At 73.6% G+C, this 13,455-nt stretch carries 9 protein-coding genes; all 9 read left to right on the top strand.

Features of this window, described 5'->3' with window-relative positions; translation table 11 throughout:
- Nucleotides 1-22: 22 nt before the first annotated feature.
- The 9 genes from atpD to DEI84_RS10755 all read left to right on the top strand — a co-directional run bounded on the left by atpD (nucleotide 23) and on the right by DEI84_RS10755 (nucleotide 13,427).
- Nucleotides 23-1,477, top strand: a complete 1,455-nt coding sequence (gene atpD / locus DEI84_RS10795) for a F0F1 ATP synthase subunit beta (RefSeq protein WP_110825109.1) — start codon at nucleotides 23-25, stop codon at nucleotides 1,475-1,477.
- 1 nt (nucleotide 1,478) lies between these two features.
- Nucleotides 1,479-1,742 carry a F0F1 ATP synthase subunit epsilon gene (locus DEI84_RS10790; protein ID WP_110825108.1) on the top strand — a complete coding sequence of 88 codons (264 nt, stop codon included), beginning with the start codon at nucleotides 1,479-1,481 and terminating at the stop codon, nucleotides 1,740-1,742.
- Nucleotides 1,739-2,509 carry a peroxide stress protein YaaA gene (locus DEI84_RS10785; RefSeq protein ID WP_309146389.1) on the top strand — a complete coding sequence of 257 codons (771 nt, stop codon included), beginning with the start codon at nucleotides 1,739-1,741 and terminating at the stop codon, nucleotides 2,507-2,509. The genes DEI84_RS10790 and DEI84_RS10785 overlap by 4 nt, the downstream gene beginning before the upstream one ends.
- A gap of 114 nt (nucleotides 2,510-2,623) precedes the next feature.
- Entirely contained in the window at nucleotides 2,624-3,172 is a 549-nt protein-coding gene (locus tag DEI84_RS10780; protein WP_146236352.1) for a hypothetical protein, read from the top strand.
- A gap of 54 nt (nucleotides 3,173-3,226) precedes the next feature.
- Entirely contained in the window at nucleotides 3,227-3,937 is a 711-nt protein-coding gene (locus DEI84_RS10775) for a hypothetical protein (RefSeq protein ID WP_110890826.1), read from the top strand.
- Nucleotides 3,934-4,761 (top strand): PP2C family serine/threonine-protein phosphatase, encoded by an 828-nt coding sequence (locus tag DEI84_RS10770; protein WP_110825104.1) that lies wholly within the window; start codon nucleotides 3,934-3,936, stop codon nucleotides 4,759-4,761. Before DEI84_RS10775 ends, DEI84_RS10770 begins: the two co-directional genes overlap by 4 nt.
- Before the next feature lie 160 nt (nucleotides 4,762-4,921).
- Entirely contained in the window at nucleotides 4,922-6,334 is a 1,413-nt protein-coding gene (locus tag DEI84_RS10765; protein ID WP_110825103.1) for a serine/threonine-protein kinase, read from the top strand.
- The gene (locus DEI84_RS10760; protein ID WP_110890825.1) at nucleotides 6,307-12,246 is read left to right on the top strand and encodes an Ig-like domain-containing protein; all 5,940 of its coding nucleotides are present in this window, start codon (nucleotides 6,307-6,309) and stop codon (nucleotides 12,244-12,246) included. Before DEI84_RS10765 ends, DEI84_RS10760 begins: the two co-directional genes overlap by 28 nt.
- 209 nt (nucleotides 12,247-12,455) lie before the next feature.
- Complete coding sequence (locus DEI84_RS10755) at nucleotides 12,456-13,427, top strand: MoxR family ATPase (RefSeq protein ID WP_110825101.1); 972 nt, start codon at nucleotides 12,456-12,458, stop codon at nucleotides 13,425-13,427.
- Nucleotides 13,428-13,455: the final 28 nt, after the last annotated feature.

Raw genomic sequence — 13,455 nt, 5'->3', positions numbered from 1 at the left:
CACCCTCAGGAAGGCACCAGCCATGACCGACACCGCCACCACCGCGGTCGAGACGTCGTCGGCGCCCGGTGTCGGCCGGATCGCCCGTGTCACGGGTCCCGTCGTCGACATCGAGTTCCCGCACGACGCCATCCCCGAGATGTACAACCTCCTGTTCACCACGATCACGATCGGTGACTCGTCGCAGGAGATCGGTCTCGAGGTCGCGCAGCACCTCGGTGACGACCTCGTCCGTGCGATCTCGCTGAAGCCGACCGACGGTCTCGTCCGCGGCCAGGAAGTCCGCGACTCCGGCGCCCCGATCTCGGTGCCCGTGGGCGACGTGACCAAGGGCAAGGTCTTCGACGTGCTCGGCAACGTGCTGAACACGGACGAGAAGCTCGAGATCACCGAGCGCTGGCCGATCCACCGCAAGGCCCCGGCCTTCGACCAGCTCGAGTCCAAGACCTCGATGTTCGAGACCGGCATCAAGTCGATCGACCTCCTCACGCCGTACGTGCAGGGTGGCAAGATCGGCCTCTTCGGTGGTGCGGGCGTCGGCAAGACCGTCCTCATCCAGGAGATGATCCAGCGCGTCGCGCAGGACCACGGTGGTGTGTCGGTGTTCGCCGGTGTCGGTGAGCGCACCCGTGAGGGCAACGACCTCATCGGTGAGATGGAAGAGGCGGGGGTCTTCGACAAGACGGCCCTCGTGTTCGGCCAGATGGACGAGCCGCCGGGAACGCGCCTCCGCGTGGCCCTGTCGGCGCTGACGATGGCGGAGTACTTCCGCGACGTGCAGAAGCAGGACGTCCTGCTCTTCATCGACAACATCTTCCGCTTCACGCAGGCCGGTTCCGAGGTCTCCACGCTGCTCGGTCGCATGCCGTCCGCGGTGGGCTACCAGCCGAACCTCGCCGACGAGATGGGTGTGCTCCAGGAGCGCATCACCTCGACGCGTGGTCACTCGATCACCTCGCTGCAGGCGATCTACGTGCCGGCCGACGACTACACCGACCCGGCGCCGGCCACGACGTTCGCGCACCTCGACGCCACGACCGAGCTGTCGCGTGAGATCGCGTCGCAGGGTCTGTACCCGGCGATCGACCCGCTGACGTCGACCTCGCGGATCATGGACCCCCGGTACCTGGGTGCTGACCACTACGAGACCGCGACCCGCGTCAAGGCGATCCTGCAGAAGAACAAGGAACTGCAGGAGATCATCGCGATCCTCGGTGTGGACGAGCTCTCCGAAGAGGACAAGATCACCGTCGAGCGTGCTCGCCGGATCCAGCAGTTCCTCTCGCAGAACACGTACATGGCGAAGAAGTTCACGGGCGTCGAGGGTTCGACCGTCCCGCTGAAGGACACCATCGAGTCCTTCCGCGCCATCGCCGACGGCCAGTTCGACCACGTTGCGACGCAGGCGTTCTTCAACGTCGGTGGCATCAACGACGTCGAAGAGAAGTGGGCACAGATCCAGAAGGAGAACCGCTGAGATGGCGGGTCTCACCGTGAGTGTCGTCTCGGCTGACCGCGAGGTCTGGTCGGGCGACACCACCATGGTCGTCGCACGGACGACGGAGGGCCAGATCGGCATCCTCGCGGGACACGAGCCGATGCTCGCCACCCTCGCGCAGGGTCAGGTCCGCATCACGCGGGCCGACGGCTCGACCGTCGCGGTCGACGCGGAGGACGGCTTCCTCTCCGTCGAGCACGACACGGTCACGATCGTGGCGCGGCAGGCCGCGCTCGCGTCCTGACCGGACTGACCGTCCTCCTCCCGCCGTCCGAGACGAAGCGGGAGGGCGGGGACCCGGAGCGCTCCCTCGACCTGAGGGCGCTCTCCTTCCCGGAACTGGCCACAGAGCGGGCCGCGGTGATCACCGCGGCCCGCTCCGTCAGTTCCGCGGAGTCCACCGCGCGGGCGGCGCTCAAGCTCGGACCGAGGTCGGTCGCGGAACGGCTCCGGAACCTCGTGCTGCACGAGAGTCCGACGATGCCGGCGATCGAGCGCTACACGGGCGTGCTCTACGACCCGCTCGACGTGCCGGCGGCCGACGCCACCACGCGTGCGTGGTGGGCGGAACACGTCGTCGTGCAGTCGGCGATGTTCGGGCCGGTCGGGGCAGCGGACCCGGTGCCCGCGTACCGTTTGTCGCACGACTCCCGACTGCCGGGCCTCCGGCTCGCGACGCATTGGCCAGCCCCGGCGGGTGCTGCCCTGACGGGCCGCACCGGGGGGCTCGTGCTCGACCTCCGCTCGGAGGGGTACCGGGCACTCGGGCCGGTCGAGGGCGCCGTGGTCCTGCGGGTGGTGTCCGTCACCGCGGACGGGCGGCGGAAGGCGCTGAACCACTGGAACAAGACCGCGAAGGGACGGCTCGTCGCGTTGCTCGGTCGGACCGGTGCAGCGGTCTCGTCGACGGCGGACCTCGTCGACTGGGCAGCGGGGAACGGGGTCGACCTCGAACGCCGCGGGGACGCATGGGACCTCGTCGCGGAGAGCCTCGAGCCGGCGACGGCCTGACCGCCGTCCCCTGCCGTCCCGACCGTTCGTCCACAGGGTGCGGACGCGGCAGGCACGTCCACGGGTCGGGCCGGGAGTGACGATGCGGTGGTCGCCGGTCGGCAGGCTGTCGGCATGGAGACCACCACGATCAGCACCACGACCGACCCGTACACACGACACACCCGCGAGATCGCCGCTGCCGTGACCCTGCCGGCAGCCGCCCGTGCCCTCGTCGCTCCGGAGGACCTCAGTGCGTCGGGAGCAGTCGCGGTCACGACCGCCTGCGGGGCGCTCGCGACCCGGCTCGCCCTCGTCCGGTTCCTCGCCGATCCGGGTCCGGTGGACGCCGCGGACGTCCGGCCGCTCGACCCGTTCAGCGAGCCGACGCCGTCGGCGCTGCACGGTTCGGGTCCGGAACCGGATCGGGACCGGGTGCGGACCGCGGGGGACCGGTGCGTCGAGGCGTGGCGTCGGTGGACGCCCTCATCGGACTCCGGGCTGTCCGAGATCGGTGTCGCCGGTGCCCTCGCACTCGGAGCCTGGTGTTCGTGGGCCCTCGGCTCCGAGGTCCGGGCGACGACCCGGGCGCGCCACGCCCTCGCGGTCCGGGCGGACGACCCGCTCGCCGGGCTCGTGCTGCGGACCTGTCGCGCCGGCGCCCGCGCGGCGTGGCGGAGGTGAAGCCCCGGTGCACCGCATCGTCTACGGTGGGGGTGCCGACGGGAGGAGCCGCACGTGCACGACGAGGACGACCTCGACGACACCGTGCTCCGTCCTGCGCGCCGGCGGGCTGCGGAGCCGGACGACCTCGGTGACACCGTCGGCAGCGCTGCCCGCCCGGCTGCGGGCACCTGGGGGAGCGTCGGCAGCGGACTCCCCGGTGCGCCGGCCGGGTCCGACGGAGCATCGGCGGCCGGGTCGGACGGAGCATCGGCGTCCGCGTCCGCTCAGAGGTCAAACCCGGCAGCTCGGTGGACGCCGTCCGTCCCGGTGCCCGCCGTCCGCATCGGCGACCGCGTGCACCGCCTCGACCGACCGGTGGTCGTCGGGCGACGCCCGACATCGCCGCGCGTGGTCCCGGGCGCGGCGCCGGAGCTCGTCACGGTGGCGTCGCCGACCGGCCTCGTCTCGTCGTCACACGTGCGCTTCTCCGCCGCCGGGACCTCCACGGTCGTCGACGACCTCGGGTCGACCAACGGCACGGTCATCCGGCCCGCGGGCGCTCCGCCGCACCGGATGCCGTCCGGCGCCTCGATGGTCGTGCTGACCGGTACGGTTGTCGACATCGGTGACGGCAACGGGATCGAGGTGCTGTCGCCGTTCACGCGGGCGGTGCCGCCCGTCGTCGCACGCCCGTCCGTCCGGTGGCCGTCCGACACGTCGTCCCCCGGTCCCTCCCCGGACCCCGGTCCGTCCCGAACACCAGAGAGCGATCCTGAACCGTGACCGAACTCGGCCGAGCAGCCTCCGCCCACGCGATCGACGTCCCCGGTGCCGGGGGTGAGACCCTCACGCTCTCCTGGGGTGCGGCGACCGACGTCGGTCGACGCCGGGACCACAACGAGGACAGCTACATCGTCGCAGCGCCGTTCTTCGTCGTCGCGGACGGCATGGGCGGGCACCTCGCGGGGGACCGCGCCAGTGACGCCGTCGTCCGGCGGCTCGGTGCGTCGACCGACGAGTCGTTCGCATCGCGCCAGACGATCCAGCACGCGCTGCTGCTCGCGACGGCGGACATCGAGCGCGCAGCGGGCGGGAACGCCCTCGGGGCGGGGACGACGGTGACCGGTGTCGCACTCGTCGCCGGCCAGGGGCAGCCCGCGGCGCTCGTCTTCAACGTGGGGGACTCCCGCACCTACCGGAGCGAGGCCGGAGGCCCGTTGCGTCGTCTGACGGTCGACCACTCGGTCGTGCAGGAGATGGTCGACGCCGGCGTGCTCCGCGCCGAGGACGCCGAGTCGCACCCCGACAGCAACGTCATCACGCGCGCCGTCGGGTTCGGCGAGCCGCCGGAGCCGGACTGGTGGACGATCCCGCTGCGGACCGGCGACCGGTACCTGGTGTGCTCGGACGGCCTGACCAAGGAGATCGGCGACGTCGGCATCTCGCGCATCGCTGCGAAGGTCGCGGACCCGCAGGAGCTCGCCGAGCGACTGGTGGGCGACGCGGTCATCGCGGGCGGGCGTGACAACGTCACGGTCGTCGTGCTGCAGGTCGACGCTGCACCGGCGGGCCCGGACGACGTGGACGACACCCTCCCGCGCCACTGAGCCGCGAGGGCCCGGGTGCGCCCCGTCCGGTCACGCAGGCCCCCGAACTGGGGGTCCGGCACGTGTCCGCCTCCGGAGACCGGCCCCGAGCCGTCACCGCTGCTTCGTAGACTGTCCTGACCGTGTCGAGAGCAGGCCGTCCGGCCGGGAAGGAGCGACCATGGCCCGCCGGCTGCCGTCGAGCCCTCCCGTCCTGCCCGGCTTCACCGCCGTGCACGTGCTCGGGTCGGGCGGCTTCGCCGACGTCTTCCTCTACGAGCAGGACATGCCGCGTCGACAGGTCGCGGTGAAGGTCCTCCTCGACGAGGTCGTCGACGACCGCGTCCGCCAGATGTTCCAGCTCGAGGCCAACCTCATGGCCCGGCTGAGCACCCACCCCTCGATCCTCACCGTCTTCCAGGCGAGCGTCGCGGCGGACGGACGGCCCTACCTCGTCATGGAGCTGTGCTCGTCGTCGCTGAGCGACCGCTACCGGCGCGAGCCGGTCCCGGTGTCGCAGGTCCTCTCGATCGGCGTGCGCATCGGTGCCGCGCTCGAGACCGCGCACCGCGAGGGCGTGCTGCACCGGGACGTCAAGCCGTCGAACATCCTCATGACGGCCTACGGCAACCCGGTCCTCAGCGACTTCGGCATCGCCGCGTCCCTCGGTGAGGCCGACCCCGACGAGCCGATCGGCATGTCCATCCCGTGGTCGGCACCCGAGGTGCTGTCCGACGAGTCCCGCGGGTCGATCCAGTCCGAGGTCTACTCGCTGGCGGCCACGATCTCGACCCTGCTCGCCGGGCGGAGCCCGTTCGAGGTCCCCGGCGGTGCGAACGGCGCCGCCGACCTGATGGCCCGCATCGACAAGGGCGGCCCACGCCCCACCGGACGGCCGGACGTCCCCCCGACCCTCGAGCGCGTCCTCGCCGCCGGCATGGCCCGTCGTCCCGCGGACCGCCCCGCGACCGTCCTCGACCTCGTGCGTGGGTTCCAGCAGGTCGAGGCCGAGCTCGGCCTCCCGCAGACGCATGCCGACGTCGCCGTGGAGAGCTGGGCCGTGACGACACCGACGGCAGAGGGTGACCGGACCGTGGTCCGCGCCCTCCAGCCTCCCGTCCGTGCCGGTCGCCGACGGCGTCGGCGCCGAGCCGTCCTCGGTGGCGTCGACGGCACCGGTTCGCGGAGCGTCGGGACGGTGCACCGCACCGGCTCGTCCGCCCGCGCCCGACGCGGCCCGCGCACGACCGTCGTGTGGGCCTCCGTGGCGTCCGCCGTCGTCGTCGCCGCACTGGCGGTGACGGCCGTCGTGGTCGTCACCCGCGACGCCGACGCGTCCATCCCCACCGTGGCCGGGATCAGCACGAGCACGACCGGGTCGTCGGTCACGTTCCGCTGGGACGACCCGGGCCTGCGCCCCGGGGACACGTACGTCGTCACCTCGGGCGGGTCGACGAGCCAGCAGTCGGGCACGTCCTTCGTGGTCACCGGACGCTCGGGTGTCGAGGAGTGCGTCACCGTCGCGGTGAACCGGGACGGGCGTACCGGGGCCGTGAGCGACCAGCGGTGCGCGACGATCGGCGGCGCCTCGTGATCCGGCGGCTGTTCCGCGCGCACCGGTCGGCGGCGCTGACGTCCGTGGTCGCCGTCGTCGTCGGCGCGGTCGTCACCGGGACGGCTCTCGTGTCGACCGGGTACCACACGCAGCGTGTCGACCTCGGTGACGGCACGGTCTGGGTGCCGTCCGCGGAGTACGGCGCGGTCGGTCGCGCGAACCCCGGGGTGCTCGAGCTCAACACCGCGGTGTCGACGTCCTCCGACGCCGTCGACGTCCTGCAGCACGGGTCGACCGTGTACAGCGTCGACCGGACGAAGGGGACGGTCGCACGGGTCGACGTCGCGGACGCCACCCTGGGTGACGCCGTCACGCTGCCCGCGGGCAGCCCGGACGTCTTCTTCGCGGGGCGCACCGCGGTCGTCGGGAACGGCGACACCGGCGAGCTCTGGACCACGCCCGCGTCCGCGCTCGAGGACTTCGACGCCTCGACGAAGGCCGACCTGACGCTCGGCGCCGACGCGGTGTTCGACGCCGCCGACGACCGCGTCGCCGTCTACTCGCCCCGCACGTCGACCGCGTCCCTCGTCGACCTCGGTGCCACGCCGACCGTCGCGCACCGGTGGACGGTCCGGATGGACCGCACGCACGACCTACAGGTCGCCGCGTTCGGCGACCACGTCGCCGTGCTCGACCAGACCGACGGTGTGCTCGCGGTGGACGGGCGCCGGGTCGACCTCGCGAGCCGTGTCGGCGCGGCACCCGCGCTCCAGCGGTCGTCGGACGGTGGTGCGAGCGTCACCGTCGCCGGTGCGACCGGCCTCGTCCGGGTCGGGCCGTCGGGTTCCGTCGACGCCGTCCCGCTCGCCGTCTCCGGGCGGGCCGCACGACCCCTCGTCAGCGGCTCGTGCACGTACGGTGCCTGGAACGGTGGTCAGGCCGTCGACACGTGCGCCGGCCGGGCCGTGCAGGACCTCGACCGCGTCCCGGGGGGTGCCGCCCTCCGGATCGTGCACAACGGCGCCGCGGTGGTCGCGAACGACCCGGAAAGCGGCCGGACGTGGGCGGTCGGGCGGAGCGGGCAGCTCATCGACAATTGGGCGGACCTGGTCGACCGCGCGGACGACCGCCAGCAGGAGCGCATCGCCGAGGACGACCCCGAGGTGCAGGAGGACCAGGCGCCGCCGGTCGCCGTCGACGACGACCTCGGGGCGCGTCCCGGACGCACCACGACCCTCCCGGTCCTCCTCAACGACCACGACCCGAACGGCGACCCGCTCGTCGTGAGCGAGGTCGGCACGGTCCCGGCGGCTCGCGGCACCGTCGCGATCGTGTCGGACGGGCAGCGGCTGCAGGTCACCCTGCCCGACGACGCGTCCGGCGTCCTGACCTTCCCGTACACGATCACGGACGGTAACGGAGGCTCGGACACGGCCGCCGTGCGCGTCACGGTCCGCTCCGACTCGGTCAACGAGCCGCCGCGGCAGGTCCGGGACACGCGGGCCGACGTCGTGCGCGGCGGTCACGTCACGACGAACGTCCTCGGGGACTGGATCGACCCCGACGGCGACCCCGTGTTCCTCCGGTCGGCGACGCCGTCCGACGGGGACGCGGCCTCGACGACCCCGGACGGGCTGCTCGACTACCGCAACGACAGCGGCCGCACCGGCGAGCGGACGCAGCGGGTCGTCGTGAGCGACGGCCGCGACCAGGGTCGGGGCTCGGTCACGGTCGACGTCGCCGCGCCCGGGGACGTCCCGCTCCGCGCCGACTCGTTCCCCGTCTCCGGGTACGCCGGCAAGCCCTTCACGGTCGACCCGCTCGAGCACGTCCGCGGCGGGAACGGCACGGTGACGCTGACGAGCGTGTCGTCCGCGTCCGGCCTGACCGTCACCCCGTCCTACGACGCCGGCACCTTCCGGGTCGTCGCGCGGGCCGCCGGCGACGCCCAACTCGAGTACACGGTCACCGACGGCGTCAAGACCACGAGCGGCGTCGTCCGGGTCACGGTGCTCGCGCCGCCCGACGCCTCGAGCGCCCCGGTCACGACGCCGAAGACCGTGTTCGTCAACACCCTCGGCACGAAGGACACCGACGTCACGGCGACCGACTCCGACCCGTCCGGCGGCGTCCTCCTCGTGACCGGGCTCGACGGCCCCGCGGACGGATCGGGCGTGCAGGCGAGCGTCCTCGACCAGCACGTGGTCCGCGTGACGCTGACCGCCCCGCTGGCCGGCCCGGTGTCCTTCCGGTACACGGTGTCGAACGGACTGGCCTCGGCGACCGGCACGGTGACCGTCGTCGAGATCCCGGAGCCGGACCGCATCCAGCCGCCGGTGGCCCAGCCGGACACGGCGACGGTCCGCGTCGGGGACGTGACGGACATCGACGTCCTCGCGAACGACACCCAGCCCGAGGGCGGCTCGCTGACGCTGCTGCCCGACCTGGTGCAGGACGTCCCGGGCGGCAGCGGCCTGCTGTTCGTGTCGGGCGACCGGCTCCGGTACCTCGCACCGACCACGCCGGGCACGTACACGGCGGCCTACCGTGTCGCCGGCCCGGACGGGCAGACCGCCGACGCGACCGTCTCCATCTCGGTCCGCGACCGCGACCGGACGACGAACAGCGCCCCGGTGCCCCAGACGGTGACGGCCCGCGTCGTCGCCGGGCAGACGGTCCGGATCGCGGTGCCCCTCGCCGACACCGACCCGGACGGCGACTCCGTACAGCTCGTCGGCGTCGGGTCGAACCCGGAGAAGGGCGCTGTCACGGAGGTCACGACGGATGCGCTGACGTACGAGGCCGGCGACTACTCCGCCGGCACGGACGAGTTCACGTACACGGTGGTCGACGCTCTCGGCGCCCGCGCCACCGGAACGGTCCGCGTCGGCATCGCGCCGCGTGCCGACCGGGCTTCGGACCCGGTCGCGCAGGCCGACCGCGTCACGATCCGGCCCGGTGGCACCGTGACGGTCCGGGTCCTGCAGAACGACTCGGACCCCGAGGGCGGGCGGCTCCGCGTCGCGTCCGCCGAGCCGACGGGGTCGGGCGTGCGGGCCCGGGTCCTCGGCGGCGAGACGGTGCGCGTCACGCCGCCCGCGTCCGCGCGCGCGGGTGACTTCGCCGTCCTGTACACCGTGACGAACGAGCGGGCCGGGTCCAGCACCGCCTTCCTCACCGTCACGGTGGACCCCGACGCGTCGCCGCTCCGGCCCGAGGTCGACGACACCGTGCTCGACCTGCAGGACGTCCTCGGGCGCGACTCCGTCACGGTCGACGTGCTCCGGAACGTGTTCGCGGCCGAGGGCACGCGCGCGGACCTCCGGGTCGGCCTCGTCGGTGGCCACCGGAGCGGCGCCCGCGTCACCGACGACGACCGGATCGCGGTGCGGATCACGGCACGGTCGCAGGTGATCCCGTTCTCGGTGGCCCTGCGCGACCAGCCGGACATCGTCTCGCTCGGCTTCGTCCACGTGCCCGGCACCGACGACGCCCTGCCCCAGGTCGACCGGTCCGCGCCCGCCGTCACGGTGCGGAGCGAGTCGACGGTGCGGATCCCGCTCGACCGCTACGTCGTGACCGCCACCGGTCGCACCGCGACGCTGACCGACCGCGGTGCCGTGAAGGCCACCCACGCCAGCGGCGGCTCGCTCGTCGTCGACCGCTCGACGCTGCAGTTCACCTCCGCCGAGCTGTACTACGGCAACGCGTCGATCTCGTTCGAGGTCACCGACGGCTCGGACGCCGACGGCGGCAAGGGGCGGGTGGCGACCCTGGTCCTGCCGATCACCGTCACGCCCCGGTCGAACCAGCCGCCGGCGCTGAGCGGAACCACCCTCGAGCTCCAGCCGGGTGACACCCGCACACTCGACCTCACGAAGCTCACCGACTACCCGTACCCGGCCGACCTGCCGGAGCTGCGGTACTCGGTGGTCGACCGACCGGGTGGCGGCACCACCGCCTCGGTGACCGGGCAGCGCCTCACCGTGCGGGTGCCGGAGTCCGCACGGACCGGGACGAGCACCTCCGTCGGCGTCGGCGTCGCGGACGCGACCAACGCCGGTCGCGCGGGCCGGATCGTCGTCGACGTCGTGACCTCGACCCGACCGCTCGTGCAGCCCGCGCCGGACAGCGCCGTCGTCGCCCGTGGCACGACCACGACGGTCGACGTCCTGGCGAACGACCGGCCGACGAACCCGTTCCCCGGCGAGCCGCTCCGCGTGACCGACATCCGCGGGCTCGGCGGCGGGCTGCCGTCCGGCGTCTCGGTGACCCCGAGTGCCGACCGCTCGCGCCTCCGCGTGACGGTCGCGCGTGACGCGAGGCCGGTCGACGCGCACCTGCAGTACCGCGTCGCCGACGTCACCGGGGACACGGCACGGTCCGTGTGGGGCGACGTCACGATCTCGGTGCAGGACGTGCCCGACGCGCCCGGGACCCCGACCCGGACCGGGTCGTCCGAGGGCGGCCGCGTGACGCTCTCCTGGTCGACCCCGCGGGCGAACAACTCGGCGATCACCGGCTACCGGGTGACGGGGACGAACGGCGTGTCACAGGACTGCGGCACCGCGACCGTCTGCACGGTCACGGGACTCGACCCGACGGCGTCCTACCGGTTCTCCGTCACCGCCGCGAACGCCGTCGGTCGGTCGGACTCGTCCGCGCAGTCGGCCGCGATGAGCGCGGACTTCGTGCCCGCGGCACCGACCGGCACGACGGTCGCCCCCGACCGCACCACGCCGAACCGGCTCGACGTCCGCTGGGACGCCGTGCCGCGTCCGTCGCGGGGGAGCCTCGTCGACCAGTACGTGGTCACCGTCGCCGGGCCGGGGCTCAGCACCACGAAGACCGTCCGCGGTGCCACCGCCACGACCTTCGACGGTGCCCTCAGCGGTGCGACGTACGCGGTCACGGTCTCGGCACGGAACGACGCGGCCCGCGACGGCACCGCCGTGCAGTGGAACACCGGTTCCGCGACGGGCGCCGCGGTCGGGACGCCCGGGACCGTCACCGCCCTCAGCGCCTCGACCGGCAGCACGCCCGACACCGACGGGCGGTCCACCGTGACCGTGACCTGGGGCGCGGCGGACGGCCAGGGCGGCAGCGGGCCGTCGTACGCCGCGTACCGGATCGCGGCGGGCTCGACGCCGACCTGCCGGAGCCTCGCCGGGGAGACGCCCGTCGGGACGGCGTCCGGCGCCGTCGACCGGGGCGTGCCGGCCGGCGTGACGCGGTACGCGGTCGTCGCCGACAACGGCCTGTTCTGCAGCGTGGCCGTCACGGACACGGTCGCCTACGAACGGCCCGCGGCTCCGGTCGCTCCGTCGGTCGGCCTCGTCGCGTCAGGCCAGCCGAACCGCGTCGACGCGCGCGTCACGGCCCCGACCACGAAGGTCGACCACTACCGCCTCGACACCGGGAGCGGGACGGTCGACCTGGCGCCCGGTGACTCCTGGACCGGTGTCCCCGGTGCCGGGTCGCGCAACACCGCCGTGAAGGTCGCCCTGCAAGCGTGTGGTGCCCCTGGTGACGCGTTCTGCTCGGACCGGACCTCCGCGACCGCGGGCGCCCTCGACCTGTCCGCGTCCGTGACGACGGCGGCGCAGGGGCACCCGATCGTGGTGAGCGGCCCGGACGGCAGCGCCGTCGGATCGGTCCGCTACACCGCCACCTGGTACGACGCGGACGGCACGGTCCTGCCCGTGGGGGACGGCAACCCGTGGGACGGGTCCAGCGTCGGGCCCACCCCGCCGACGGACGCCTCGACGGTGTCGGTCCGGGCGTCCGTGACCACGTCGTTCGACGCGGACCTGACCCGTACAGGCACCGACTCCGACCCCGTCGAGGTCGGCCCCGACCCGGACGCACCCGCGCCCGACCCCGCACCGATCCCGGGACAGGGCGACCCACCGGGGACGGGCGACCCGCCCGGCCAGGGCGCGTCCGGCTGACCGCCGGGCCGCCCCGCGGGCAGACACGGCTCGTCAGCCGTGCCCCGCCAGGCCGCGACGACCCGGACCGCGACGACCCAGACCCCACCGACCCGGCCCGCAGCACCCCGCCAACCGCACTCCGCCAGTCCGCACCCCGCCAGCCCGCACTCCGCCAGCCCGCACTCCGCCAGCCCGCACCCCGCCCGACCCGACGAGGAACGACCCGCATGACCATGACCCCGGAGCAGGCCACCCGCTTCGCCGACGTCGCCGCCCGCATCGTGACGAACGTCGAGCAGGTGCTCCTCGGCAAGGCCTTCGTGATCCGCCTGGCGGTCACCGCGATGCTCAGCGAGGGGCACCTGCTGCTCGAGGACGTCCCGGGCACCGGCAAGACGAGCCTCGCCCGAGCCCTCGCGCAGAGCGTGCAGGGCGTGACGAGCCGCATCCAGTTCACGCCCGACCTGCTGCCCGGCGACATCACCGGCATCAGCGTCTACGACCAGCGCGCGCAGGAGTTCGAGTTCCACCGCGGGCCCGTCTTCGCCAACGTCGTCCTCGCGGACGAGATCAACCGCGCCAGCCCGAAGACCCAGTCCGCACTCCTCGAGGCGATGGAGGAGTCCGCCGTCACGGTCGACGGCGTCAGCCACCGCCTCGGCGCGCCGTTCATGGTGATCGCCACGCAGAACCCGGTCGAGCAGGCCGGCACGTACCGGCTCCCCGAGGCGCAGCTCGACCGCTTCCTCATGAAGACCTCGATCGGCTACCCGGACCACGCTGCGACCGTCCGCATCCTCGAGACGTCCTCGGCGCCGTCCGCCGCCGTCCCGCTCGCGAGCGTCGTCCCCGCCGCCAGCGTCACCGAACTCGCCGCGCTCGCCCGCACCGTGCACGTCGACCCGGTCATCGCCGACTACGTCGCTCGTCTGGTCGACGCGACCCGCGCCGCAGGCGAGGTCCGACTCGGCGTCAGCGTCCGCGGTGCCATGGGCCTCGTCCGCGCCGCACGCGTCTACGCCGCGGTGCAGGGGCGCCACTACGTCACACCGGACGACGTCAAGGCGTTGGCCGAGCCGGTGCTCGCCCACCGCCTCGTCCTGGACGCCGAGGCGGAGTTCGACGGCGTCAGCGCGTCGAGCGTCATCGGACAGATCCTCGTCGAGACGCCGCCGCCCGCGGACCGGACGCCGCGGTGACCGACCGCCGGCCCGTCGCCACGCGCTC

The sequence above is a fragment of the Curtobacterium sp. MCBD17_023 genome (genome assembly GCF_003224415.1).
GTDB lineage: Bacteria > Actinomycetota > Actinomycetes > Actinomycetales > Microbacteriaceae > Curtobacterium.
The sequence above is the reverse complement of the archived record's forward strand: the minus strand, read 5'-3'. Positions and strand labels throughout refer to the sequence as shown.